Origin of the sequence: Oceanimonas doudoroffii (genome assembly GCF_002242685.1) — a bacterium.
Taxonomy (GTDB): domain Bacteria; phylum Pseudomonadota; class Gammaproteobacteria; order Enterobacterales; family Aeromonadaceae; genus Oceanimonas; species Oceanimonas doudoroffii.
On record NZ_NBIM01000001.1, the window covers coordinates 1,043,489 to 1,067,507 of the forward strand.

Genomic DNA, 24,019 nt, shown 5'->3' on the forward strand with positions numbered 1-24,019 from the left:
CAGGACAACAGCGGGCGCTGAAAAAGGCAGGTACGTAAAACAAAACGGCCGGCAGTGAAATGCCGGCCGGTAAGAGAAGGCTCAGACGCCGGCGCGGGCGAAGACATCACCAACCAGGGCCTTGGCTTCGGTGATCAGCTGTTCGAGGTGGTGCTCATTCCGAAAACTTTCGGCATAGATTTTATACACCTGCTCGGTGCCGCTGGGACGGGCGGCAAACCAGCCCTGCCCGGTCACCACTTTGAGACCGCCGATGGCGGCGCCATTACCCGGTGCCGCCGTCAGCCGGGCAATAATGGCATCACCTGCCAGGGTATCGGCCTGTACGTCCTCGGGATTGAGCGCCGCCAACACTTTTTTCTGGGCGTGACTGGCCGGCGCATCCACCCGCCGGTAGCAGGGGCGGCCCAATTCCTGGGTGAGTCGATCATAATACTGGTGCGGGGTCAGGCCGGTGACCGCCAGCATCTCCGCCGCCAGCAACGAGGGAATGAAGCCGTCCTTGTCGGTGGTCCAGACACCGCCGTCACGGCGCAGGAAAGATGCCCCCGCACTCTCCTCGCCCACAAAGGCCAACCGGCCTTCCATCAGCGGCTGGACATACCATTTGAAGCCCACGGGCACTTCCATCAGCGGCCGTTCCAAACTGGCCGCCACCCGATCGATGATGGACGACGACACCAGGGTCTTGCCTACCGCCAGGCTGACCGGCCAATCGGGCCTGTGGGTAAACAGGTAATGAATGCACACCGCCAGGTAATGGTTGGGGTTCATCAGCCCCTCGGCGTCCACAATGCCATGGCGATCGTAATCCGGATCGTTGCCACAGGCGATGTCGAACTGATCTTTCAACGCCAGCAGGTTTTGCATGCTCCAGGGGCTCGAGCAGTCCATGCGGATTTTGCCGTCGTGATCCAGGGTCATAAAACCAAAGTCCGCATCCTGGCGTTCGTTGACCACGGTAATATCGAGGCCATGGCGTGCGGCAATGCGCGGCCAATAGGCCAGGCCGGAGCCGCCCAGAGGATCCACGCCGATGCGAATGCCCGCGCGGCGAATGGCGTCCATGTCGATCACCTCGGCCAGGTCGTCCACATAAGCGGAGACATAGTCGTGCTCAACCGCCCGGGCCAACGCCTCGAGATAAGGCACCTGGCGCACACCGGCGTTGCCCTCCGCCAGCAGGTCATTGGCACGACGCTGGATCACCGTGGTGGCCTCGGCGCTGGCCGGGCCACCGTCCGGGCCGTTGTACTTGATGCCGCCATCCCGGGGCGGATTGTGTGACGGCGTAAGCACCAGGCCGTCTGCCTGCTGTTCGGCATGACGTCGATTATGACCGAGAATGGCATGGGAAATAACCGGGGTGGGCGTATAGCCCCCGCCCTGCTGAACCCTGACCTCTACCCCATTGGCCACCAGCACTTCCAGCGCCGCACCAAAGGCCGCTTCCGACAGGGCATGGGTGTCCATGCCCAGAAACAGCGGGCCGCTCAGCCCCTGCTGTTGCCGGTATTCGGCCACGGCCTGGCAGATGGCGTGAATATGGGCCTGGTTAAAGCTGGTATCCAGGGCCGACCCCCGGTGCCCGGATGTACCGAACGATACTCGCTGGGCAGGCTCGGACGGGGTCGGCACCCGCTGGTAAAAGGCCGCCATCAACTGGGGAATATTGACCAGATCGGCGCGTTGGGCCGGCAAGCCGGCCCTGGGGTGCGTGCTCATGTTTTCGGTCCTTGATGTATTCAGATGCTCTGGCTGACCCGCTCGATCAGGCCGTGGGCATAGCCCATGGCGGCCATCAGCTGCGCGACGATATTGCGCTTGCGGCCGGTATTGGTATTGGTGATCACCCAGTAGGGGCTGCCCTCAATCGGGCGGGGCTTGGTGGTGTTGCCCGCGGCCAGCAGCGCCGTTTCAGAGTCGGCGAAATAAATGCGTTTGCGGCCCTTGATGTCCGAAGCCTGGGCAAAGGCGGCGGGATTTTCCCGGTAAAGTACCGCTAGGATCGTCATAAAGCGCTCAATGGCCGAATCCTGGGCGGCCAGCGCACCAGACTCCAGCATACGCAGCACTCCTTCGCCCTGGGCCCGGGCAGGTGCCGCCGGCGTTACCGTCTCGACGTCGGCCTGATTATCCAGTTTCAGCAGGCGGCGCAGAATATCCGAGGCGCTCTCGCCAATATGCCGCGTGTTGCTGGCGATATAACGGTAGAGCTCTTCATCCACCTCTATGGTTTTCATCATTTTTTCTGGCATATCCACTCCCAGTGAAGAGTGGGCGATTATACATGGAGCGGCGCCGCGGCCCAAGCGGGTTGCGCCCGCCAGCGAGGCAAGCAACAATATGACTCCCTGATGTCAACACAACCCTCGAGTATCCATGCAACTGAATTATCGTCGCCAGGGCCAGGGCATACCGGTCATGCTGGTACACGGCCTGTTTGGCAGCCTCGACAACCTCAATGGCCTGAGCCGGGAGCTGGCGGAGCACTTTGACGTGATCGCCGTGGATCTGCGTAATCATGGCCTGTCGCCCCGCAGCGATGACATGAGCTATGCCGCCATGGCCGGCGATCTGCTGGCCCTGGCCGATCAGCTGCAACTGGACAGACCCGCCCTGGTGGGACACTCCATGGGGGGCAAGGCCATCATGATGGCCGCCGGCCTGGCACCGGAACGGATACGCGCCCTGGTGGTGGCCGACATGGCGCCGGTGGCCTACCACAAGGCCCGTCATCAGGCTGTTTTTGCCGGCTTGCAGGCGGTGCTGAAGGCCGGTAGTCAAAGCCGCAAGGAGGCCGAAGCGGTGCTCGCCGAGCATGTAAATGAACCCGGCGTGCGCCAGTTTTTGCTTAAATCCTTCGTGCCCGCCGAGGCCGGCTGGCGCTTCAATGTTCCTGTTCTGTCCCGGTCGTATTCGAGCATCATGGACTGGCCCGGCCTGAGCACGCCTTATGAGCAACCGGTGCTCTTTATCAAGGGTGGCGACTCCGACTACCTGCTGCCCGAACACCAGCCCGAAGTGGCCGCCCAGTTTCCCCGGGCAAAGGCCCATGTCATCGCCAATGCCGGCCACTGGCTGCATGCGGAAAAGCCGCAGACCTTCAACCGGCTGGTGCGGGATTTCCTGCTTGGAGTCGGTTAACAGCCCGATTGGCTTTGTGCTATAGTGGCGCCCATTCTTATCGGTCGGTCAACAGAATGTCATTGGATCAAATCGAGCTGCTTGAAAGCCTAGGCCTGAAGCTGTTTTTCGTGGTCATTTTTTTGCTGATTGGGCTGGCCATTCAGGATGTGCTCAAGCGCGGTAACGTGCCCAAATTTGGTCGCTACATTGTGTGGCTGGTGCTGTTTCTGGGCTGTGCCGGTTTTGTTGCCAAGGGCATTATCGAGGCGGCCTGGGAAAGCGGCGGTATCGGTTGAACCATGGCCAAACAAGAGGCGGACAGAACCACGCTGGACTTGTTTGCCGACGAGCGTCGCCCCGGCAGACCCAAGACCAACCCCCTGCCCCGGCAGGCTCAGCTCAGGCTCAACAAGCGTAACCAGCTCAGACGGGATCGCGAGCGCGGCCTGCGCCGCATCGAGCTCAAGGTAGATGAGCAACTGTTCAGTAAACTCAACCTTCTGGCCGATGAACGCCGGCTCAGCCGAGCCGAGCTGATCGAGGTCCTGCTGCTGCAACAGCTGGCTCAGCAGGATCTGGACTAAGGCCAGGATTCAACAATACATTTTCAACAGGTACGGCATAATTATGGCAAGTGTAGGTCTGTTTTTTGGAAGTGATACCGGCAATACCGAAGCCGTGGCCAAGATGATCCAGAAAGAGCTGGGCAAGCATCTGGTCGAGGTACACGATATCGCCAAAAGCACCAAGGAAGACATCGCCGGTTTTGATCTGCTGCTGCTGGGTATTCCCACCTGGTACTATGGCGAATCCCAGGCGGACTGGGACGACTTTTTCCCCGAGCTGGAACAGATCGACTTCAATGACAAGCTGGTTGCCATCTTTGGCTGCGGTGATCAGGAAGACTACGCCGAGTATTTCCTTGACGCCATGGGCACCCTGAAGGACATCATCGAGCCCAAGGGCGCCATTATCATCGGCCACTGGTCTACCGACGGCTATGATTTCGAGGCATCCCGCGCCCTGGTGGACGACGCCCATTTCGTGGGCCTGGGCATTGATGAAGACCGTCAGCCCGAGCTGACCCAGGACAGGGTCAAGGCCTGGTGCAAACAGCTTTACGAAGAAATGTGCCTGCAAGAGCTGGAAGCATAACACGACAATCCGGGTCTTTAAGGGATGCGCAGGGCGCATCCCTTTTTCGTCGTACAAGAGTATGATGCCCTGTTCAAACCAGAGACTGAGAGAACCACACCATGAAACTGTTGAGCGCTATACTGCTGGCCCTACTGTTGCCGGTATCACTGGCCCAGGCGGCGGTTCGCCCCCTGCCCCTGCCGGAAGACAAAGGCCAGCCGGTAGGTCAGATTGTGATTCATACCGCCCAGGAAGGTGACACCCTGGCCGCCCTGGCCCGCTACTACGGCGTCAGCCCCATTCTGGTCATGGCCGCCAACCCGGATCAGGATCTGCTGCTGCTGCAACCCGGTGATCGGGTTGTCATTCCCAACCAGCTGCTGCTGCCCCGGGCCGAGACCCAGGGTATCGTGATCAACCTGGCTGAGCTGCGCCTGTACTACTACCCCGAAAATGAAGAGCAGGTATATGTGTTTCCCATCGGCATCGGCCGGGTTGGCCGCGCCACCCCCGAGATGGTGACCAGTATTTCCCAGATGCGGGAAAACCCCACCTGGACCCCCACCGCCACCACCCGCAAGGAATATGCCGCCAAAGGTATCCCCCTGCCGGCCGTGGTGCCCGCCGGCCCCGACAACCCCCTGGGTGAATACGCCATGCGCTTGGCCTATGGCAGCGGTGAATACCTGATCCACGGCACCAATGATCCCCTGGACGTGGGCCTGCGTTCCAGCGCCGGCTGCATTCGCATGTATCCTGAGCATGTGGAATGGCTGTTTGCCCAGGTGAATAAAGGCACCCGTGTACAAATCGTGAACCAGGCGCTCAAGGTCAGCACCGACGAATACGGCCAGACCTTTGTGGAGTCTCACGAGCCCCTGACCCCCGAGGGCCACGTTGATACCCGCCCGCTCGACATGAGCCAGCTGGCACCGCTGCTGCAGAATGGCCTTGACCGCAGCACCCTGGAACGCATTATCAGCCAGCAGCAGGCCACGCCGCAGCTGGTGGGCCAGACCGAATACTGATCGTCCTGTCGGGGCGTTTCACGCCCCTTTGAATATCAGTCATAAAAAAAGGCCTGACTTTCGTCAGGCCTTTTTGGCATTCCAGAATTCGTGTTACTTGGTGTAACGGCCCATCTGGTCCAGGCGAGAGTTGGCGCGGTCGGCAGAAGCACGAGCTTCGGCAACGTCGGCAGCCAGACGGTCGATCTTGGCAGAGTTGGCCTGCTGGCCCTGCTGCACGGCTTGTACGTCCTGGGCCAGGCTGTCCAGCTTCTCTTCCAGAGCGGTAGTGGAGCTACAACCGGCCAGCATCAGGGCACCAACAACACCACCAACCATCATCATTTTATTACGCATTACCTGCTCCTTGTTTTAAATGGGAGTCAAAAAGACCACATTGGCGAGCTAAGTATGAACGAAGTTCAGCACTTACCGCAAATTATTTTATAGACCATGACATTAGGAAAATTTGCTTAACATCATGATTAAGCGTTTGTTTGCCGTTTTTTTGCACACTTGATTTAAGTGATGCATGTCGGTCAGCCAACCGCCTTTCCTTTTTCATACTAATATGGGTAAACCCAAATTACTCGCTATTGGATTGCGGGACACGTCGGATTTCGTCGAGTCTCTCACTTTCAACTGAAGCGCCTGCATACGGCAAGCCAGCCACAGCCAAATGCCGACTTTCATCTTGCCGCCGGCATTTGGCTGCCGAACGAATTCGGGTTGCCTTTACCGGCAGGAACAAGCAAAATTAAAGGCAATACCCAAATGAAATGTGAATCGTTGATTTTATGGCCGACAACAACCAAGCACTGAAAAAAGCAGGACTCAAGGTGACGCTTCCCCGGGTCAAGATCCTGGAGCTGTTACAGCAACCTGAAACGCAGCACGTGAGCGCAGAGGAGCTGTACAAACTGCTGATTGACCAGGGCGAGGAGATCGGCCTGGCTACCGTATATCGGGTTCTGAACCAGTTTGACGACGCCGGCATCGTGACCCGTCACCATTTCGAAGGCGGCAAGTCGGTGTTTGAACTGGCCACCCAGGAGCATCACGACCACCTGGTGTGCCTGGACTGCGGCAAGGTCATTGAGTTTCACGACGAGGTTATTGAGCAGCGCCAGCGTGACATCGCCGGTCAGTTCAATATCAAGCTGACCAACCACAGCCTGTATCTCTATGGCCACTGCACCAACGACGAGTGCGATCATAACGACGAGTAAGTCATTACCCCAGCCACAAAAAAGCCGCAGCAGATGCTGCGGCTTTTTTGTGGCTGAAGCCCAGGCGCCGAGGCGCCCGGGCAATACCATCAGGCGTCTTCCTTGCCCCAGGAGTCGCGCAGTGCCACCGTGAGGTTGAACACCAGCACATCGGACTCGCTGTCGCGGCAGAAATAGCCTTCCCGCTCAAATTGACAGGCCCGCTCCGCCGGCGCCGCCGCCAGGGACGGCTCCACCACCGCCTGACTCAGCACCTGCAGGGAATTCGGGTTCAGGGCCGCCTCAAAAGACTCGGCCGCACCCGGGTTGGGCACAGCGAACAGACGATCATAGAGACGTACCTCGGCAGGCACCCCATGGCTGGCGGACACCCAGTGGATCACCCCCTTGACCTTACGGCCGTCGGCCGGATCCTTACCCAGGGTATCGGGGTCATAGCTGCAGTAAATGGTGGTGATATTGCCGGCCTCGTCCTTTTCCACCCGCTCCGCCTTGATCACATAGGCGTTGCGCAGACGCACTTCCTTGCCCAGCACCAGCCGCTTGTATTTCTTGTTGGCTTCTTCGCGGAAATCGGCCTCGTCGATGAAGATTTCCCGCGTAAAAGGCAGCTCCCGCTCGCCCATCTCGGGCTTATTGGGATGGTTGGGGGCCTTGAGGATCTCCTCGTGGCCTTCGGCCAGGTTTTCGATCACCAGCCTCACCGGCCGCAGCACCGCCATGGCGCGGGGGGCGTTATCGTTGAGATCGTCACGAATGCAAGCTTCGAGCATGCCCATTTCCACGGTGTTGTCCTGCTTGGTCACGCCGATGCGGCGGCAGAACTCGCGAATGGCCGCCGGCGTATAGCCGCGGCGACGCAGGCCGGAGATGGTAGGCATGCGCGGATCGTTCCAGCCCTCAACATGACCGTCGGTCACCAGCTGGTTGAGCTTGCGCTTGGACATGACGGTGTATTCCAGGTTGAGCCGGGAGAACTCATACTGGCGCGGGTGACAGTCGATGCTGATGTTGTCGAGCACCCAGTCATAAAGCCGGCGGTTGTCCTGAAACTCCAGGGTACACAGGGAGTGGGTAATGCCCTCGAGCGCATCGGAGATACAGTGGGTAAAGTCGTACATGGGGTAGATGCACCACTGGTCACCGGTCTGGTGGTGATGGGCAAATCGCACCCGGTAAATGACCGGATCGCGCATCACCATAAAGGAGGACGCCATGTCGATTTTGGCGCGCAGGCAGGCGGTGCCTTCCTTGAACTCGCCGTTGCGCATGCGGGTGAACAGCTCAAGGTTTTCCTCCACCGGGCGGTCCCGGTAGGGGCTGTTACGGCCCGGGCTGGTCAGGGTGCCGCGATATTCGCGAATTTGCTCGGGAGTAAGCTCATCCACATAGGCCAGCCCCTTTTCGATCAACTCAACGGCGTAGCCATACAGCATTTCGAAATAGTCGGAGGAATAGTGAATGTCGCCACTCCATTGAAAGCCCAGCCACTGCACGTCACGTTTGATGGACTCGACGTATTCCACACTTTCCTTTTCGGGGTTGGTGTCGTCAAAGCGCAGGTTGCACTTGCCCTGGTAGTGTTCGGCAATACCGAAGTTCAGGCAGATGGATTTGGCGTGGCCAATGTGCAGATAGCCGTTCGGCTCCGGAGGAAAACGGGTCTGCACCGACTGATGCTTGCCGCTGGCCAGATCTTCATCAATGATCTGACGAATGAAATTGCTGGGACTGTGGTCCGCCTGACTCATTCAATGCACCTCGAACTGGAAAATGGTGTGATGGGATCAAACGACCATGATCCATGATTCCGGCGCACGGCTCAATAGGCCCGCCATGATAAAGGAGCCAAAAGCGGAAAAGCCGCCCACAGGCGGCTTAATATTACTCTTCTACCGGCAGGGTCTGCTGCACATAGCGGCCCGGTGCCGGCATCAATCCAGGACACTCGGTGTTGCCAACGGCACGGGCATCCACCTGTTTGCCCAGGTAGGGCGCCGCCCACTGTTGCCAGTGGGGCCACCAGGAGCCCTCTTCCCGTTTGGCCGACGCCAGCCATTGCTCCGCCGACTCAAAGGACGCGTCGCTCAGCCAGTAGCCGTATTTATTCTTGGCGGGCGGATTGACCACCCCGGCCACGTGGCCCGACTCGCCCAACACCAGGGTGGTGTCCCCCCCCAGCAGCCGTGAGCCGTTGAAGGTGGCGTCCCAGAGGGCGATATGATCATCCTTGGTAGAGAGGAAATAGCTGGGGGTCTGTACCTTGGACAGATCGACACCGAAGTTGCCGACCTTGACCTCGCCCTTGCTCAGCTTGTTGTCGAGATAAAGCTCCCGCAGCAGGAAGCTGGCACAGGTGGCGCTCAGGTTGGTACTGTCGCTATTCCAGTAAAGGATGTCGAAGTCCGCCGGCTCCTCGCCCTTGAGGTAGTTGTCGATGTAATAGTTCCAGTACAGGCTGTTTTCCCGCAACAGGCTAAAGGTCACCGCCATCTGGCGGCCATCAAAATACCCCTGAGCGTCATTCATCTGCTCCATGGCGCTGACCACGGGATCATTGATAAACACGCCCACTTCCCCGGGCTGGGTAAAGTCGAGCAGGGTGGTCAGGAAGGTAGCGCTCTTCACTCGTGGCTTCATGCGTCGGGCGGCGTAAAGTGCCATGGTGCTGGCCAGCAAGGTGCCGCCGATGCAGTAGCCGATGGCATTGACTTCCTTTTCACCGGTGATGCGTTCGATGACACGAATGGCTTCCATTGAGCCTGCGTTGATCAGATCCTGAAAACCGATGCTGGCCTGCTCCTTGCCCGGATTGCGCCAGGACATGAGGAACACGGTGTGGCCCTGGTCCCGAAGCCAGCGCACCAGGGAGTTCTGCTCCCGCAGATCCAGAATATAAAACTTGTTGATAAAGGGCGGAATCACCAGCAGTGGGGTCTGATGCACCTTGGCGGTGCTGGCACCATACTGGATAAGCTCAAACACATCGTTGCGGAACACCACCTCGCCCGGGGTGGTGGCCAGATCCTTGCCCAGCTCAAAGGCGGACTGGCGGGTCATGCGAATTTTCAGCAAGTTGGCGCTGTTGGCCAGGTCTTCCTGAAACAGGCCGATGCCCTTGACCAGGTTGGCGCCCTTTTCTTCCAGGGTGCGGTGCAACAGCTCCGGATTACTCCACAGGAAGTTGGTGGGCGAGAGCGCATTGATGGTCTGGCGGAAAAAGAAGATCAGGCGTTGACGTGCCGGCTCCGGCAAACCTTCCACCACTTCGAGGGTCTGCATCAGGGAGTTGGCGAAATGCAGGTAGGACTGGCGCAGAAAGTCAAAATTGGGATCATCCTTCCAGGCCTTGTACTGAAAGCGTCGATCGCCGGGAGGATCGTTAATCACGCTGTCGGCGCTGGAATCCAGCGCCCTGACCATGCTGTTCTGACAGATGGCAAGCTGTCCCTGCCACCATTGCATCTGCATTTCCAGCAACCGCACCGGATTGGCGGCCACCGCATCGTAAAAGGTTTTCAGGTCTTCGGCATTGACCTGCGACAGGGCGTCGGTAACCGGATTGTCGCCCAGACGGCTGCGCTGAATGTCGGCCCAAACGCTTTCATTCCACTGAAAAAACTGGTGTATGGGATCACCGCCCTGAAAAGTATTCTGTTCCATTATGTCCCTCCCTGCATGAAAAGGTGACCGCTGTTCACGGCAAAGCTTGCCCGGCGAAGGTTACCTGGCAAGCAGGAAGGGGCCCTGCGGCCCCTTCCCTTCATAACCAACAATCGGAAAGACTGCGCCGGCTTACTGCTTGGCGGCGTCGGCGGCCAGGCCGTCGATTCCGGCCTTGAACTCCTGGGCCAGGTCGGCCAGTTTCTTGCCGTCTTCAATCATCTGCTGGCTGATACGAGTCATGGTTTCCAGCTGCTTGGCGCCACTGGTCACCAGGCTTTGCACATCCCGTACCTGGCTGTTGCTCTGCAACTGGGCCAGACCGATGTCGGCATACTGACGGGCGGCCTCAAGCTGCAGGTTGGTCAGGGCGGTAAAGTTCTTGGCAACCAGCTGGTTGTACTGATACAGGGGGCCAAAGGCTTTTTCGGTCTGATCGTTGAAGGTTTTGAAAATATCCGTGTACATGGCAATGTCCTTTAAACTGAGATTCGCTGAATAAGGCGGCGGGCTGCCACCGCCTTGCTGTTGTTTACACCCGCTTGAGGATAACGGCGGTACCCATGCCGCCGCCCACGCACAGGGAGGCCAGACCCAGGCTGGTATTGCTGCGCTGCAGCTCATACAGCAGGGTAACCATGATGCGGTTGCCTGAAGCACCCAGGGGGTGACCCAGGGCAATGGCGCCACCATTCTTGTTGGTTTTTTCCAGCACGGCCTGCTCGGTCACATCGTGCTCGCGAGCCAGTTGGCGTACCACGCCCAGGGCCTGGCCGGCAAAGGCTTCATTCAGTTCAAAACGCTCGATGTCGGTCAGTTTTAGGCCAGCCTTGTCTAGCGCCTGACCAATGGCCGGCACCGGACCCAGGCCCATGATTTCCGGATCGATACCACCCTGGCCATAGCTCACCACTTCGGCCAGCGGCGTCAGGCCCAGGCGTTCAACGGCAGACTTGCTGGCCACGATGATGGCACTGCCACCGTCGTTGATGCCGGATGCGTTACCGGCGGTCACCGAACCACCTTCACGTTTGAATGCAGGACGCAGCTGGGACAGACCGTCGGTGGTGGTGCCGGCCTTGGGGTATTCGTCGGTGTCAAAGGTCACCACGGCCTTGCGGGTTTTCACTTCCACCGGCACGATTTCGTCTTTGAAGAAGCCCGCTTCGATGGCGGCCACCGCCTTGGACTGACTGGCCACGGCCAGGGCGTCCTGCTCTTCGCGGCTGATGTTTTCCTGGGCCACCACATTTTCGGCGGTCACGCCCATATGGTACTGATTGAACACGTCGGTCAGGCCGTCGCTGATCAGCAGATCGGACAGACTCATGTCCCCCATCTTCTGACCGTTGCGCAGGTCACCTTTGACCACATGGGGAATTTGCGACATGTTTTCACAGCCGGCGGCCACGACCACCTCGGCGTCACCGGCCTTGATGTGGGCACAGGCGTCCATCAGGGTCTTCATGCCGCTGCCACATACCATGTTCAGGGTATAGGCCGGAATGCCGGCGGGAATGCCGGCGGCCAGGGCGGCCTGACGGCCGATGCCCATGCCCTGACCGGCGCTGACCACGTTGCCCACGATCACTTCGTTGATATCGTTACCGGACAGCTTGGCCTGCTCCAGGGCGCCCTTGATGGCGGCCGCGGCCAGGTCGGCGGGAGAAACGGTTTTCAGTGAGCCCAGGAACGCACCGATGGGAGTACGCTTGGCCGCAACAATATATACAGGTTCAGACATAATGTGTGTTCACTCCGTTAAACAGAACCAAAGGGGTTATTGCATGTACAGGCCGCCGTTGACCGACAGGGTTTCACCGGTCACATAACCACCGTGCTCGCCGGCCAGGTAAAGTACGGCACCGGCCACTTCTTCCGTGGTAGCCAGTCGCTTGAGCGGAATGGTGGCCTTGATGGAGTCGAGCACGTCTTCACGAATGGCGGTCACCATGGGGGTGGCGGTGTAGCCGGGCGCCACGGCGTTCACGGTCACGCCAAAACGGGCGCCTTCGGCGGCCAGCGCCTTGGTGAAACCGATCATGCCGGCCTTGGCGGCAGAGTAGTTGGCCTGACCATACTGACCCTTGAGGCCGTTTACGGAGGAGATATTGATAATGCGGCCACTGCCCTGCTCGCACATCTGATTGAAAATCGGCTGGGTTACGCTGAACAGGCTGTTCAGGTTGGTATCCATGACTTCTTTCCACTGATCCCAGGACATCTTTTTAAAGGTGGCGTCACGGGTAATGCCGGCGTTGTTGACCAGCACATCGATGTGGCCCAGCTCACGCAGAGTTTCGGCCAGCACCTTGCCAATCGCTTCATGGTCGCTCACATCCAGAGCCAACAGCTGTACGTCCTTGCCGGCCAGGCCCTGTTCCTGCAGCCAGCTGGCAGCCTGCTGTTCCTTGCCTGGACGGTGAGTGGCCAGCACCTTGTAGCCATTGTCTACAAACAAACGACAAACTTCTGTGCCAATTCCACCCGCAGCGCCGGTAACCAAAGCGATTTTCTTGTCGGTCATGAATACATCACTCCTTTGGATATACAATAAAAAGAAAAGCCAAACTTTAAATTTTGTGAACATTGCCGGCGAAATCTGCCAACAAGTACTACTGACACATCTGTTTTACTATATACAACACTCGAACCAACTCCCTGCTCGAGCAAAACCACTATAACCAGATCTTCATGACAAATGCATTAAAATAATCACTAAAAATGAAAAAAAACATGCTCTATTTACCGCGTTGACAATTCGCTTAACCGAACCATAAATACCCTTAAAAACAGACAGTAACAGCCTTACCATCGGCATTAAAGCGGCCCATAGCACCACCTTCCTTTACCGTAAAAATAAACTCGAAGTCAAAAAACAGGCCAATGAATTTTTTAATTCATCAACTCATAACATTGACATTTAACATTGTATTTACAGTGCCATGTTATACTTCTGCACCACCGGTTTATTATTTCATTTTGCAAATAACCCTGCCCTCACTTGTTAATAGAATTTCGTGCTTCGGCGCACCAAAAAGAAGCCTCCAAATAAACTGCTTCACTACAATGGGGCGCTGGCGACCGTGTTTGCCCGATAAGCCAGGTTCAGAATACCCTACTGCAAGAGATGTACCATGCAGCGCGAATATCAGGGTGGTAAACCAAGAAACAAGCCGCGGATTGTTCCAGGCCGACGAGGCCCTGGCCCGGTTCGTCACCGGCGTTTTTATTCAGCTCAATACACCACACCCAGGCAGCGCACGCTTTATAACCGCAAAGGTGAAGATTTCACCCTCATCCGCACACAATTGCAGCAAACAGTCTGATTTCACAGGGAAAGCCATATTCGCTGTTGACAGCCTAAGGGGCAGCCTTTAACATGCGCCACGCATTCAAGCGATGCCTCTTCCCCCTTAGTTCAGTCGGTAGAACGGCGGACTGTTAATCCGTATGTCGCTGGTTCAAGTCCAGCAGGGGGAGCCAGTTTGAAAAGTTGTTCCCCCTTAGTTCAGTCGGTAGAACGGCGGACTGTTAATCCGTATGTCGCTGGTTCAAGTCCAGCAGGGGGAGCCAGTTTGAAAAGTTGTTCCCCCTTAGTTCAGTCGGTAGAACGGCGGACTGTTAATCCGTATGTCGCTGGTTCAAGTCCAGCAGGGGGAGCCAGTTTGAAAAGTTGTTCCCCCTTAGTTCAGTCGGTAGAACGGCGGACTGTTAATCCGTATGTCGCTGGTTCAAGTCCAGCAGGGGGAGCCAATCATTAAAAAAAACCGGCCCAGTGCCGGTTTTTTTGTGCACGTATGGCACAGCCCTTCCCTGACTCTCTGCCTGCTGTTCAAGACCCGGCCCAAGCGAGACCGCAATTTTCTTGTCAATCCCGAGGGGTTGTCCCATTATAACAGCGACAGAATGAGTCCTTTTATCCATATATCACATTGTTATTCATACCATTTTCACAAGGATGCTGACTATGCGGGGAGCACCTCCCTTTGGCCGGTCCCTGTTGCTGGGTGCCACCGTCTTTATACTGCTGAGTCTGCTGCTGCCCTGGTGGTCGGCGTTAAACGCCCTGGGAGATCAGGAACGGCTTGCCCGACAGCAACTGGCCACCCGCTTGAACCAGCAGGCCGAGCCCGCTCCCCTGACGCTGCCCGGCGTCGCCGACATTTACCACCAAGCCCCTCCCGGTGAAACGGGCAAGGCCTGGTGGTTTGGCGACAGCGCCTCCATTCAGCAACTGGAGGTGGAGCAGGGCGCCGTGTTTTACCTGCTGAACACCGGACCGGCAACCCGGCACTGGTTGTCCACTTCCCTGCCCCTTGTCGTCGCCACCCTGCTGCTGTTTGGCGGCCTTTATTATCGCTGGCGCCGGCAACAGACCCAGCGGCAACACACCCTGCAGGCCATGCTGCAAAATGCAGAGCTGGCCGGGGCCGCCGCCGGCCCGGATGCGATTGCCAAAAGCATCAGCGATCTGCATCAGCAACATAAAGAGCAGCTCAATGCACTGCAAAAGGAGCTGGATGCCGCCCGTCTGCAAAGCCAGCAGGACAGCCTGACCACCCTGGGCAACCGCTTTGCCTTTCGCCGAGACCTGATCCACATGCTGGGTAACGAAAACCGCCTGGCCACCGCCACCCTGATGCTGGTGCGGGCCAGCTCATTGCAGGACATCAACAGCCGCAACGGCTTTCAGGCCGGTGATCAGTATCTACAGGACATTTCCCGTCTGATCCGCAAGGTCATTCAAACCCACCCGGGCGCCCATGCCTATCGTGTGAACGGCAGCGACATCGCCGTGCTGCTGGAAGGCCAGTGCAATCCCCTGGCCAAGAGCCTGGGTGGCCAGCTGCGACAGGAACTGCATCATTACCAGCATGTGCACGAGCTGGACTGTGCCGCCTATATCGGCTTTACCCAGCTGCTGCCGGGTCAGTCGCCGGAAAGCGTGCTGATCCGGGCCGACTCTGCCCTGGCCCAGGCTCAAAGCGGCGAGCCCAACGGCTGGCGGGTGGTGCTGAAGAACAGCGACGATGAAGACATGGGGGAAAGCCAGTGGCGCCAGCGGCTGCAAAGCATTCTGGAAGGTGACAAGGTGCGGCTGATGGTGCAGCCGGCCCGATTGCTGAAGCCTTCCCTGCCCGGCTACAACGAAATCTTTACCCATTTTCCCAACGACAAGGGTGGCAACTACCCCGCTTCTACCGTGTTCGCCATGTTGCAGCGCCTGGGCATGTCGATGCTGTTTGAGCAGAAGATCATCGAAATGATACTGCGCCAGGTGGCGGCCTGTGAGGTGCCGGCCCAGCGCTGGGCCATCAACCTGACACCGGCCAGCCTGCAGCAGAATTCCTTTCTGATCTGGCTGGAACGAGTGCTGATGCGCAATATCAATGTAACCGCCGCCCTGGTATTTGAACTCGACGAACACGTCCTTGAACATCAGCTAACCAACGGCAAGCGCCTGCTGGAAATGATACGCCGCACCGGCGCCCGCTCGGCGATCAGCAAGTTCGGTCACGGCTATGGCTCCTTTCGGCTGCTGAAAGAGCTCAAACCGGACTACGTCAAGCTGGATCCTGAGCTGGTGCACCACCTGGAAGACGACAGCGCTAACCAGCAGTTTGTGCGCATGATCATCGACCTGGCCCAGCGCCTGGGCTGCCACGTGGTGGCGGAAGGCGTGGAAACCGAAGATCAGAAACGCATGCTGGAAACCATGTATATTGACGGCGTGCAGGGTTATCTCGTCAGCAAACCGGTGCCCCTGACCGGCTTCAAGGGGCTGACGCTGACTTCAGCTTGATCAGGTAGTTGATAAGCTCACCCAGGTGGCGGTAGCGGGTGAGCTCTTCCGGACTGTAGCGGGTAGACATGGTTGAGGCATTGTTGCGGTGCTTGAGGTAGCGCATGATCTGCAGGCGGTTAAAGCCCCCCACCTTGTACACCAACTGCAGCAGGGTCTGTACCTGCTCTTCGTCCAGACCGGTCAGTGCAGCGTAGCCGTCATCCAGGGGGCTGTGAATGGTGACTTCAACCTGGGACAAGCGGCCCTGCTCCTGCAGGTAATCCAGCCACTGCTCCACGTCCATGGGCTTGGCGCCGGCGAGCAGCTCAAAATGGCCCCGGCCGCTGCGACAACCCGACAGCAACACAACCGCCAGGGCGTCACTGTTGCAGCAGAATTCAACCTCTCCCTGCTCGCTCCAGTCCAGGGCCTGAATGCGAATTTCTGCCCTGGCCGCCTCGCCGTCTCTGACCTTGAAAATAAACACGCCGTCTCCGCCGGTTGCCATAAAGCAATAATCTTGGCGTAATAGCCGGTGTGAGTCAAAGCCGGACTTCACAGCCTGTCACCTTGGGTGTAAGGTTCGCCGCTCAAACTTGTTTTTCAGCTGTAGCAGGAGTTGCCATGATGCCCAATAAGGAAGTCACCTACACCATATCCGAGTTGGCCGACGAGTTTGACATTACCCCCCGAACCCTGCGTCATTACGAGGAGCTGGGTCTGCTCACCCCCAAGCGCAAGGGCAACAGCCGTATTTACAGCCACAAGGACAGAATTCGCCTCACCCTGACCCTACGGGGCAAGCGCCTGGGGTTCAGCCTGGCGGAAATGCGCGAGTTGTTCGAACTCTATGATGCCGAGCACAGCACTCGGCCCCAGCTGCACTCCATGGTGGCCATGATCGCGGAAAAGCGCATCGTGCTGCAGCAGCAGCAGGACGACATAGAAAAGGTGCTGGCGGAGCTGGACGCCGCCGATATCAAGGCAAAGGAAGCGCTGGAAAAAATGAAGCACCACTGAGAAATAAAACGTCAGACGCAAGAAAAAGCCCCGCTTGGCGGGGCTTTTGATTTATTGGTCGTGGCTGACGCTGGCCAGCTTGTCGAAGTAGTCCGGAAAGGTCTTGGAAGTGCAGCCCGGATCCAGAATCACCACGGGAGTGTCACTCAGCGCCACCAGCGAAAAACACATGGCAATACGGTGATCATTGTAGGTGGCAATCTCCGCCTCCTGCAGCGCCGGCGCCGGGGTCACCACCAGGTAGTCTTCCCCTTCTTCCACCTCGACACCCAGCTTTTTCAGCTCGGTGGCCATGGCGTAAAGCCGGTCGGTTTCCTTCACCCGCCAGTTGTAAATATTGCTGATGCGGGTGGTGCCTTCGGCAAACAGGGCCGTGGTGGCAATGGTCATGGCCGCATCGGGAATGTGGTTCATGTCCATGTCCACCGCCTTCAGCGGACCCACATGCTCGGCCTCGATAAAGTCGTCACCCCAGGTGATCTTCGCCCCCATGGCTTCCAGCACATCGGCAAAACGAATGTCGCCCTGAATGCTGTCACGGCCAATGCCGGTAACCCGCACTCGGCCCTTGATGGCGCCGGCGGCGAGGAAATAGGAAGCAGAGGAAGCGTCCCCTTCCACCATAAAGGCGCCCGGCGACACATAGGTCTGATTGCCGGTAATGTAAAAGGTCTGGTAGTCGTCGTGCTCCACCACCACACCGAACTGCTTCATGATGTGCAGGGTAATGTCGATGTAGGGCTTGGACACCAGCTCGCCCTTGATATGGATGCGAGTATCACCCGACGCCATGGGGGCGGCCATCAGAAAGGCGGTCAGAAACTGGCTGGAGACGGAGCCGTCCACATGCACATCTCCGCCCCACAGGCCCTTGCCGTTGATAAACACCGGTGGATAGCCGTCGGTCTTGAGGTAGCTGATATCGGCGCCGGCTTCCCGCAGGGCATCCACCAAATGGCCGATAGGACGCTCCCACATGCGCGGCTCACCGGTCAGGGTAAACTCGCCGGTACCCAGGCACAGGGCGGCGCACAGGGGCCGCATGGCGGTGCCCGCATTGCCCAGAAACAAGGTCACCGGCTCGCCGACACTGAAGGCCCGCCCCAGTCCGTGCACCACGCACTCGGTCTTGTCTTCCGAGAGCTCATACTGCACTCCCAGCTGTTTGAGCGCATCCAGCATATGGCGAATGTCGTCGCTGTCGAGCAGGTTGGTCAGGCGGGTGGTACCCTGGGCCAGCGCGGCCAGCAACAGGGCACGGTTTGACACCGACTTGGAGCCGGGCAGGTTCACCGTGCCCGCCACCCGGGCAATGGGAGATAGTTTGAGACTTTCCATAATCTTCCTGGAGATGGGGATAAAACGTTTGAAGCTACCCTGACGTTATCAGGGCGGGCCGGTCAGGGCAAGCGACTTGCCCGGTTGCCGTGAGCAGTGATGGGTCGAGGACAGGGCGGCACTGAGTCTGCTCTGTCCCCCGAAGGCACCGGCTTAGTCCAGTACCTTTTTCAGTGCCTCGATGCAGCGCTGGTTTTCGGCTTCAAGGCCAATGCTGATACGCAGGCAGGTAGGCAGGCCGTAGCCGGCAATGGGCCGCACTATCACCCCTTCCCGCAGCAATGCCTGATAGACGGGGCCGGCGTCCCGCTGCAAATCCAGGGTGATAAAGTTGCCTCGAGAAGGAATGTATTTCAGCCCTCGCTCGTTGAAGAAGGCTTCATACATGGCCATGCCCTGATTATTCAGCGCCACCGCCTCGGCCAGGTAGGCGTCGTCGTTCAGGGCCGCTTCCGCCGCTGCCAGCGCCAGGCTGTTGCAGTTAAAGGGCTCACGCACCCGGTTCAGCACCGCCACCAGCTCGGGATGACAGACCATGTAACCCACCCGCAGGCCCGCCAGGCCGTAAGCCTTGGAGAAGGTGCGAGACACGATAAGGTTGGGGTATTCGTTCAGCCAGTCGATGGACGGCAGGCGCTCGTCTTCGCCCACATACTCGGTATAGGCTTCATCCAGCACCACCAGCACATGGGCCGGCACACGCTCCATAAAGGCCTTTACCTCTTGCTTGCCGAGGAAGGTGCCGGTCGGGTTGTTGGGGTTGGTAATGCACACCAGCCGAGTGGCCGGGGTAATGGCCGCCGCCATGGCGTCGAGATCGTGGCCACAGTCCACCGCCGGCACTTCCACCGCCTTGGCACCATGGGCCTGAGTGGCCAGCGCGTAAACGATAAAGGTGTACTGGGAATAGACCACTTCCTGCTGCGAGCCCACAAAGGTGTGGAACAGCAGATCGATCAGCTCGTTCGAGCCGTTGCCCAGAATAAGCTGATCGGTGTTCACCTTCAGCTTGCCGGCCAGGGCCGTTTTCAGGGCAAAGCCGTTGGCGTCCGGGTAGCGGGCCAGCTCCGGCAGCGCTTTTTGAATGGCTGCAATGGCCTTGGGGCCCGGGCCCAGCGGGTTTTCGTTTGATGCCAGCTTGACACTGTGGCTGATGCCGAGCTCACGCTCCAGCTCTTCCACCGGCTTGCCCGGCTGATAAGGATGCAGACCCGGTACCCCCGGGTTGGCCAGGGCCAGAAAATCAATACTCACGTTGGCTCCTTGTATGTGTTGTTAATGCCTTGCTCCGCAAGGCCCGCCTACTGAAGTGACGGCTACTGACAATTTTAATTTCCATGATAAAGCCGTCATCTCCGCGGAGGCGGAGATCCATGACATATCGCACTGGACTCCCACCTGCGCGGGAGTGACAGCAGAGAAATACGAATTTTTCTGCAACCCGAGGCTTCAGGCCGTAGCCAGCCCCTCCAAAACGGCGCTGTATTCTTTTTTAACCTGCCGACTTAGCTGTTGGGATTCGCTGCGCTCATCACCAACCTACGGCAAACAGGCAATTCTAAAGCTTCACGAAGCAGCAGTGGGGATTGCCGTAGCCGACCGTCAAATGCCATGGCCGAAAAGTTGCTCCTGCATTTTCGGCATTCCCGCCATCCCTGGCGGTCAGACGCATTTGCCGAGCGCTCATGGGGCGAGCTTGCTCGCCGTGACGAAGCAGTGAATCCCGACCGAACATTAACTATGTTCGCAGCGGGGTTCACTGCTGAGTGTCATTCATGGAAGCGTGTCGGCGGAGTGCAACCGCGCTGCTGCTTCGCATTGTAGGCTGGTTCAGCTGTTGCGCTTGGCGAAGTCGTCCATAAAGTCGACCAGGGCCTGTACGCCTTCAATGGGCATGGCGTTATACACACTGGCACGCATGCCGCCCACGATGCGGTGGCCCTTGAGCGCCAGCAGGCCGGCGGCCTTGGCTTCCTTCAGGAAGACCTCGTTGAGGGACTCATCCTTCAGCTGGAATGGAATGTTCATCCAGGAGCGGGCACTGGAGTGAACCCGGTTCTCATAGAAGTCGCTGGTATCCACATAGCTGTAGAGCAGCTCGGCCTTGGCCTGATTCTGCTTGCCAATGGCTTCCACACCGCCCTTCTCTTTCAGCCACTGGAACACCAGACCGGCCAGGTACCAGGCATAGGTGGGCGGGGTGTTCAGCATGGAGTCGGCCTTGGCCATGGCGGCGTAGTCCATGATGGCGGGCACATTGGGGCAAGCCTGATCCAGCAAGTCGTCACGCACAATGACCACCGCCAGGCCGGACGGACCAATGTTCTTCTGGGCGCCGGCATAGATAATGCCGAATTTGCTCACATCCACCGGACGGGACAGAATGGTGGACGACATGTCCGCCACCAGGGGCACATCGCCGGTATCGGGAATAAAGTCGTACTCAATGCCTTCCACGGTTTCGTTCGGGCAGTAGTGCACATAGGCGGCGGTGGGATCCAGATCCCAGCTGGTGGCCAGTTTGCGCGGGCCTTCGCCGGCTTCAAAGCCGTCCAGCACCCGGACGGTACCCACCTTCTCGGCTTCGGCTACCGCCGAACGGGACCACTGACCGGTAACAATGTAATCGGCCTTGGCGTTCTTGCCCATCAGGTTCAGCGCCACGGCGGCAAACTGGCCGCGTCCGCCGCCCTGCAGGAACAGTACCTTGTAGTTGTCGGGGATTTGCATCAGCTCACGCAGATCCCGCTCGGCCTGCGCCGCTACCGCCATGTAATCGGCACCGCGGTGGCTGAGCTCCATCACCGACACACTCAAGCCGTTAAAATCGCGAAACTCGGCCTGTGCCCGCTGCATGACCTCAACCGGCAACATGGCCGGACCTGCGCTGAAGTTGTAAACCATCTTTCCCATTTTCCCTGAGTTAACCTGCTAAGTTGTTTGGCGCCGAACACCGGCGCTTTCTCGTTTTACACGGCGCTTGAGCGCCAAGTCAAAGCAAAATCCGATCCAGAGCACAAAAAAGAGGCCCGCAGGCCTCATGTTTGTTACTCGTCGGTGGCCGGTGCAGCAGCGTCATCCGCCGCCCCGGAGTCCAGCCCTTCCTCGCCTTCGATCGGCTCGTCGTCTTCCGGTTCCTCAATGCGCTGCAGCCCTACCACCTGCTCGTCTTCTCCGGTGCGGATCAAACGCACGCCGGCGGTGTTACGGCTGATCAGGCTCACTTCCGACACGCGAGTACGCACCAGGGTACCGCCGTTGGTGATCAGCATGATCTCGTTGGTTTCGTCCACCTGAATGGCCCCTACCACGGCACCATTGCGGTCACTCACCTTGATCGACATCACACCCTGCGTGGCCCGGCTCTTGGTGGGGTACTCCTCCAGGGCGGTACGCTTGCCGTAACCATTGGCGGTGGCGGTGAGAATGGCGCCCTCGCCTCGCGGCACGATCAGCGATACCACACTGTCGTTGTCGCTCAGGCGAATACCGCGCACGCCGGTGGCGGTACGGCCCATGGCGCGCACCTGATCTTCATGGAAACGCACCACCTTGCCGGCATCGGAGAACAGCATGATCTCGTTGTCGCCGTCGGTGATGTCCACCCCGATCAGCTCGTCGCCTTCGGTCAGGTTGATGGCGCGAATGCCCGAGGCCAGCGGCCGGCTGAAGGCAGTCAGCTCGGTTTTCTTCACCGTGCCCTGACGGGTGGCAAAGAACACCGCCTTGTCGTCGGCATATTCCTTCACCGGCAGAATGGCGGTGATGCGCTCGTGCTCGTCCAGCGGCAACAGGTTGACAATGGGGCGGCCACGGGCGGTGCGGCTGGCTTCCGGCAACTGATACACCTTGAGCCAGTACACCTTGCCGGCGGTGGAGAAGCACAGAATGGTGTCGTGAGTGTTGGCCACCAGCAGGCGCTCGACAAAGTCTTCTTCCTTCATGCGGGTTGCCGACTTGCCGCGACCGCCACGGCGCTGGGCCTCGTAGTCGGTGAGCGGCTGGTACTTGACGTAACCCTGGTGGGACAGGGTCACCACCACGTCTTCCTGGGTGATCAAATCCTCCAGGTTGATTTCGGCACTGGAAGTGGTGATTTCGGTGCGGCGGGTGTCGCCAAACTGCTCTTTCAGCGCCTCCAGCTCTTCCCGAATCACTTCCATCAGGCGGGCACTGCTGTTGAGAATGTGCAGCAGCTCGGCAATCTGCTCAAGCAGCGCCTTGTATTCATCCAGGATCTTCTCGTGCTCAAGGCCGGTCAGGCGGTGCAGACGCAGCTCCAGAATGGCCTGGGCCTGTTGTTCGGTCAGGTAATAGCGACCGTCACGAATACCGTAATCCGGCTCCAGCCATTCCGGGCGGGCGGCGTCGTCACCGGCACGCTCCAGCATGCTGGCCACGTTGCCCAGCTCCCACCCTTGCGCCAGCAGGCCGGCCTTGGCTTCCGCCGGGGTCGGCGAGCGGCGAATCAGCTCAATCACCGGATCGATGTTGGCCAGGGCAATGGCCAGGCCTTCCAGGATGTGGGCCCGGTCCCGCGCCTTGCGCAGTTCAAACACGGTACGACGGGTCACCACTTCGCGGCGGTGCTGAATAAAGCACTCCAGCATTTCCTTCAGGTTGAAGGTGCGCGGCTGGTTGTTGTCGAGGGCGACCATGTTGATGCCGAAAACGGTCTGCATCTGGGTCTGGGCATACAGGTTGTTGAGGATCACCTCACCCACCTCGCCCCGGCGCACCTCGATCACGATGCGCATGCCGTCCTTGTCGGACTCGTCGCGCAGGGCGGAAATGCCCTCGATGCGTTTTTCCTTGACCAGCTCGGCGATTTTCTCGATCAGCCGGGCCTTGTTCACCTGATAGGGCAGCTCGGAGACGATAATGGTCTCGCGACCGGTTTTCTCGTCGGTTTCAATCTCCGCCAGGGCGCGCACGTAGATCTTGCCGCGACCGGTACGGTAGGCATCGAGAATGCCGGACTTGCCGTTGATGATACCGCCGGTCGGAAAGTCCGGGCCGGGGATCAGCTCAATCAACTGATCGAGGCTGATGTGCTCGTCATCGATCAATGCCAGGCAGCCATCCACCACCTCGTTGAGGTTGTGGGGAGGTATATTGGTGGCCATGCCCACGGCGATGCCGGAAGAGCCGTTCACCAGCAGGTTGGGTACCTTGGTGGGCATCACCGCCGGGATCAGTTCGGTGCCGTCATAGTTCGGCACCCAGTCGACGGTTTCCTTGTCCAGATCCGCCAGCAGCTCGTGAGCAATCTTGTCCATGCGCACTTCGGTATAACGCATGGCGGCGGCGGAGTCGCCGTCTACCGAGCCGAAGTTGCCCTGGCCGTCGACCAGGGTGTAGCGCATGGAAAAGTCCTGTGCCATGCGCACTATGGTGTCATATACCGCGCTGTCGCCGTGGGGGTGATATTTACCAATTACGTCGCCCACCACACGGGCCGACTTTTTATAAGGTTTGTTCCAGTCGTTGCCGAGCTCGTTCATGGCGAACAGCACGCGGCGATGCACCGGCTTCAGGCCGTCTCGAACATCGGGAAGGGCACGCCCCACGATCACGCTCATGGCGTAATCGAGGTAGGAGCGCGTCAGCTCTTCCTCAATGTTGATCGGCATGATTTCTCGGGCCAAATCGGTCATAGCAAGCCTTGTCCCCAGGTTATTGATTATATGGCTTTAAAAAGCGAGCCA

The 24,019-nt window shown here is 58.7% G+C and carries 22 protein-coding genes and 4 tRNA genes; 13 read left to right on the forward strand and 13 right to left on the reverse strand.

Features of this window, described 5'->3' with window-relative positions; all coding sequences use genetic code 11:
* Positions 1-81 precede the first annotated feature (81 nt).
* Both pgm and seqA read right to left on the reverse strand, forming a co-directional pair.
* Positions 82-1,725 carry a phosphoglucomutase (alpha-D-glucose-1,6-bisphosphate-dependent) gene (gene pgm / locus B6S08_RS04815; protein ID WP_094199612.1) on the reverse strand — a complete coding sequence of 548 codons (1,644 nt, stop codon included), beginning with the start codon at positions 1,723-1,725 and terminating at the stop codon, positions 82-84.
* 20 nt (positions 1,726-1,745) lie between these two features.
* A complete protein-coding gene (seqA, locus tag B6S08_RS04820; protein ID WP_094199613.1) occupies positions 1,746-2,258 on the reverse strand; it encodes a replication initiation negative regulator SeqA in 513 nt (170 codons plus the stop codon).
* Between the two features lie 124 nt (positions 2,259-2,382).
* Between seqA and B6S08_RS04825 the strand changes: the two genes are divergently transcribed.
* The 5 genes from B6S08_RS04825 (at position 2,383) to B6S08_RS04845 (ending at position 5,294) form a co-directional block, all read left to right on the forward strand.
* On the forward strand, positions 2,383-3,147 hold the full coding sequence (locus tag B6S08_RS04825; RefSeq protein ID WP_094199614.1) for an alpha/beta fold hydrolase: 765 nt from the start codon (positions 2,383-2,385) through the stop codon (positions 3,145-3,147).
* A 56-nt stretch (positions 3,148-3,203) separates the two neighbouring features.
* Complete coding sequence (locus B6S08_RS04830; protein ID WP_094199615.1) at positions 3,204-3,425, forward strand: DUF2788 domain-containing protein; 222 nt, start codon at positions 3,204-3,206, stop codon at positions 3,423-3,425.
* Between the two features lie 3 nt (positions 3,426-3,428).
* Positions 3,429-3,713: a LexA regulated protein gene (gene ybfE / locus B6S08_RS04835; RefSeq protein WP_094199616.1), complete on the forward strand. Its 285-nt coding sequence runs from the start codon at positions 3,429-3,431 to the stop codon at positions 3,711-3,713.
* Between the two features lie 43 nt (positions 3,714-3,756).
* The gene (gene fldA / locus B6S08_RS04840) at positions 3,757-4,284 is read left to right on the forward strand and encodes a flavodoxin FldA (RefSeq protein WP_094199617.1); all 528 of its coding nucleotides are present in this window, start codon (positions 3,757-3,759) and stop codon (positions 4,282-4,284) included.
* A gap of 101 nt (positions 4,285-4,385) precedes the next feature.
* Complete coding sequence (locus tag B6S08_RS04845) at positions 4,386-5,294, forward strand: L,D-transpeptidase family protein (protein ID WP_094199618.1); 909 nt, start codon at positions 4,386-4,388, stop codon at positions 5,292-5,294.
* Positions 5,295-5,387: 93 nt separating this feature from the next.
* Here B6S08_RS04845 and B6S08_RS04850 read toward each other — a convergent pair whose 3' ends face one another.
* Positions 5,388-5,630 carry an LPP leucine zipper domain-containing protein gene (locus tag B6S08_RS04850; RefSeq protein ID WP_094199619.1) on the reverse strand — a complete coding sequence of 81 codons (243 nt, stop codon included), beginning with the start codon at positions 5,628-5,630 and terminating at the stop codon, positions 5,388-5,390.
* 440 nt (positions 5,631-6,070) lie between these two features.
* Between B6S08_RS04850 and fur the strand changes: the two genes are divergently transcribed.
* The gene (gene fur, locus B6S08_RS04855) at positions 6,071-6,502 is read left to right on the forward strand and encodes a ferric iron uptake transcriptional regulator (RefSeq protein WP_094199620.1); all 432 of its coding nucleotides are present in this window, start codon (positions 6,071-6,073) and stop codon (positions 6,500-6,502) included.
* An 89-nt stretch (positions 6,503-6,591) separates the two neighbouring features.
* Here the strand turns inward: fur and glnS are convergent, their stop codons facing one another.
* The 5 genes from glnS to phbB form a co-directional block, all read right to left on the reverse strand.
* Positions 6,592-8,253 carry a glutamine--tRNA ligase gene (glnS, locus tag B6S08_RS04860; RefSeq protein WP_094199621.1) on the reverse strand — a complete coding sequence of 554 codons (1,662 nt, stop codon included), beginning with the start codon at positions 8,251-8,253 and terminating at the stop codon, positions 6,592-6,594.
* Between the two features lie 133 nt (positions 8,254-8,386).
* On the reverse strand, positions 8,387-10,165 hold the full coding sequence (gene phaC, locus B6S08_RS04865; RefSeq protein WP_094199622.1) for a class I poly(R)-hydroxyalkanoic acid synthase: 1,779 nt from the start codon (positions 10,163-10,165) through the stop codon (positions 8,387-8,389).
* 132 nt (positions 10,166-10,297) lie between these two features.
* Positions 10,298-10,633, reverse strand: a complete 336-nt coding sequence (locus B6S08_RS04870; RefSeq protein ID WP_094199623.1) for a phasin family protein — start codon at positions 10,631-10,633, stop codon at positions 10,298-10,300.
* Positions 10,634-10,697: 64 nt separating this feature from the next.
* Entirely contained in the window at positions 10,698-11,909 is a 1,212-nt protein-coding gene (locus B6S08_RS04875) for an acetyl-CoA C-acetyltransferase (protein ID WP_094199624.1), read from the reverse strand.
* A gap of 36 nt (positions 11,910-11,945) precedes the next feature.
* Entirely contained in the window at positions 11,946-12,692 is a 747-nt protein-coding gene (phbB, locus tag B6S08_RS04880) for an acetoacetyl-CoA reductase (RefSeq protein ID WP_094199625.1), read from the reverse strand.
* Between the two features lie 610 nt (positions 12,693-13,302).
* On the opposite strand from phbB, the gene B6S08_RS18215 reads away from it, so the two are divergent.
* The 6 genes from B6S08_RS18215 to B6S08_RS04905 all read left to right on the forward strand — a co-directional run bounded on the left by B6S08_RS18215 (position 13,303) and on the right by B6S08_RS04905 (position 15,971).
* Positions 13,303-13,494, forward strand: coding sequence for a hypothetical protein (locus B6S08_RS18215; protein ID WP_141202177.1), 192 nt, complete (start codon positions 13,303-13,305; stop codon positions 13,492-13,494).
* An 81-nt stretch (positions 13,495-13,575) separates the two neighbouring features.
* Positions 13,576-13,651: transfer RNA gene (locus B6S08_RS04885), tRNA-Asn, on the forward strand.
* Between the two features lie 14 nt (positions 13,652-13,665).
* Positions 13,666-13,741: transfer RNA gene (locus tag B6S08_RS04890), tRNA-Asn, on the forward strand.
* A gap of 14 nt (positions 13,742-13,755) precedes the next feature.
* Positions 13,756-13,831, forward strand: a tRNA-Asn gene (locus tag B6S08_RS04895).
* A gap of 14 nt (positions 13,832-13,845) precedes the next feature.
* Positions 13,846-13,921 (forward strand) — tRNA-Asn (locus B6S08_RS04900).
* 214 nt (positions 13,922-14,135) lie between these two features.
* Positions 14,136-15,971, forward strand: a complete 1,836-nt coding sequence (locus tag B6S08_RS04905) for an EAL domain-containing protein (protein WP_094199626.1) — start codon at positions 14,136-14,138, stop codon at positions 15,969-15,971.
* On the opposite strand, the gene B6S08_RS04910 is transcribed toward B6S08_RS04905, so the two are convergent.
* Positions 15,943-16,440: a hypothetical protein gene (locus tag B6S08_RS04910; RefSeq protein WP_094200549.1), complete on the reverse strand. Its 498-nt coding sequence runs from the start codon at positions 16,438-16,440 to the stop codon at positions 15,943-15,945. The two genes, B6S08_RS04905 and B6S08_RS04910, sit on opposite strands and share 29 nt — an antisense overlap.
* Before the next feature lie 137 nt (positions 16,441-16,577).
* Between B6S08_RS04910 and B6S08_RS04915 the strand changes: the two genes are divergently transcribed.
* Positions 16,578-16,973: a MerR family transcriptional regulator gene (locus B6S08_RS04915; RefSeq protein ID WP_094199627.1), complete on the forward strand. Its 396-nt coding sequence runs from the start codon at positions 16,578-16,580 to the stop codon at positions 16,971-16,973.
* 51 nt (positions 16,974-17,024) lie between these two features.
* Here the strand turns inward: B6S08_RS04915 and aroA are convergent, their stop codons facing one another.
* The 4 genes from aroA to gyrA form a co-directional block, all read right to left on the reverse strand.
* The gene (aroA, locus tag B6S08_RS04920; RefSeq protein ID WP_094199628.1) at positions 17,025-18,311 is read right to left on the reverse strand and encodes a 3-phosphoshikimate 1-carboxyvinyltransferase; all 1,287 of its coding nucleotides are present in this window, start codon (positions 18,309-18,311) and stop codon (positions 17,025-17,027) included.
* A 153-nt stretch (positions 18,312-18,464) separates the two neighbouring features.
* Entirely contained in the window at positions 18,465-19,565 is a 1,101-nt protein-coding gene (gene hisC, locus B6S08_RS04925) for a histidinol-phosphate transaminase (protein ID WP_094199629.1), read from the reverse strand.
* Between the two features lie 576 nt (positions 19,566-20,141).
* Entirely contained in the window at positions 20,142-21,224 is a 1,083-nt protein-coding gene (serC, locus tag B6S08_RS04930) for a 3-phosphoserine/phosphohydroxythreonine transaminase (protein ID WP_094199630.1), read from the reverse strand.
* A gap of 134 nt (positions 21,225-21,358) precedes the next feature.
* Positions 21,359-23,968 carry a DNA topoisomerase (ATP-hydrolyzing) subunit A gene (gene gyrA, locus B6S08_RS04935; RefSeq protein WP_094199631.1) on the reverse strand — a complete coding sequence of 870 codons (2,610 nt, stop codon included), beginning with the start codon at positions 23,966-23,968 and terminating at the stop codon, positions 21,359-21,361.
* Positions 23,969-24,019 lie beyond the last annotated feature (51 nt).

Excerpts from the sequence above, each read along its gene's own strand:
- glnS (WP_094199621.1), bottom strand. The coding sequence starts at position 8,253 with ATGAGTCAGGCGGACCACAGTCCCAGCAATTTCATTCGTCAGATCATT.
- ybfE (WP_094199616.1), top strand. The coding sequence starts at position 3,429 with ATGGCCAAACAAGAGGCGGACAGAACCACGCTGGACTTGTTTGCCGAC.
- B6S08_RS04905 (WP_094199626.1), top strand. The coding sequence starts at position 14,136 with ATGCGGGGAGCACCTCCCTTTGGCCGGTCCCTGTTGCTGGGTGCCACC.
- fur (WP_094199620.1), top strand. The coding sequence starts at position 6,071 with ATGGCCGACAACAACCAAGCACTGAAAAAAGCAGGACTCAAGGTGACG.
- gyrA (WP_094199631.1), bottom strand. The coding sequence starts at position 23,968 with ATGACCGATTTGGCCCGAGAAATCATGCCGATCAACATTGAGGAAGAG.
- B6S08_RS04870 (WP_094199623.1), bottom strand. The coding sequence starts at position 10,633 with ATGTACACGGATATTTTCAAAACCTTCAACGATCAGACCGAAAAAGCC.
- B6S08_RS04850 (WP_094199619.1), bottom strand. The coding sequence starts at position 5,630 with ATGCGTAATAAAATGATGATGGTTGGTGGTGTTGTTGGTGCCCTGATG.
- fldA (WP_094199617.1), top strand. The coding sequence starts at position 3,757 with ATGGCAAGTGTAGGTCTGTTTTTTGGAAGTGATACCGGCAATACCGAA.
- B6S08_RS04830 (WP_094199615.1), top strand. The coding sequence starts at position 3,204 with ATGTCATTGGATCAAATCGAGCTGCTTGAAAGCCTAGGCCTGAAGCTG.
- pgm (WP_094199612.1), bottom strand. The coding sequence starts at position 1,725 with ATGAGCACGCACCCCAGGGCCGGCTTGCCGGCCCAACGCGCCGATCTG.
- B6S08_RS04915 (WP_094199627.1), top strand. The coding sequence starts at position 16,578 with ATGATGCCCAATAAGGAAGTCACCTACACCATATCCGAGTTGGCCGAC.
- phaC (WP_094199622.1), bottom strand. The coding sequence starts at position 10,165 with ATGGAACAGAATACTTTTCAGGGCGGTGATCCCATACACCAGTTTTTT.
- B6S08_RS18215 (WP_141202177.1), top strand. The coding sequence starts at position 13,303 with ATGCAGCGCGAATATCAGGGTGGTAAACCAAGAAACAAGCCGCGGATT.
- aroA (WP_094199628.1), bottom strand. The coding sequence starts at position 18,311 with ATGGAAAGTCTCAAACTATCTCCCATTGCCCGGGTGGCGGGCACGGTG.
- seqA (WP_094199613.1), bottom strand. The coding sequence starts at position 2,258 with ATGCCAGAAAAAATGATGAAAACCATAGAGGTGGATGAAGAGCTCTAC.
- B6S08_RS04845 (WP_094199618.1), top strand. The coding sequence starts at position 4,386 with ATGAAACTGTTGAGCGCTATACTGCTGGCCCTACTGTTGCCGGTATCA.
- B6S08_RS04825 (WP_094199614.1), top strand. The coding sequence starts at position 2,383 with ATGCAACTGAATTATCGTCGCCAGGGCCAGGGCATACCGGTCATGCTG.
- B6S08_RS04875 (WP_094199624.1), bottom strand. The coding sequence starts at position 11,909 with ATGTCTGAACCTGTATATATTGTTGCGGCCAAGCGTACTCCCATCGGT.
- phbB (WP_094199625.1), bottom strand. The coding sequence starts at position 12,692 with ATGACCGACAAGAAAATCGCTTTGGTTACCGGCGCTGCGGGTGGAATT.
- serC (WP_094199630.1), bottom strand. The coding sequence starts at position 21,224 with ATGGGAAAGATGGTTTACAACTTCAGCGCAGGTCCGGCCATGTTGCCG.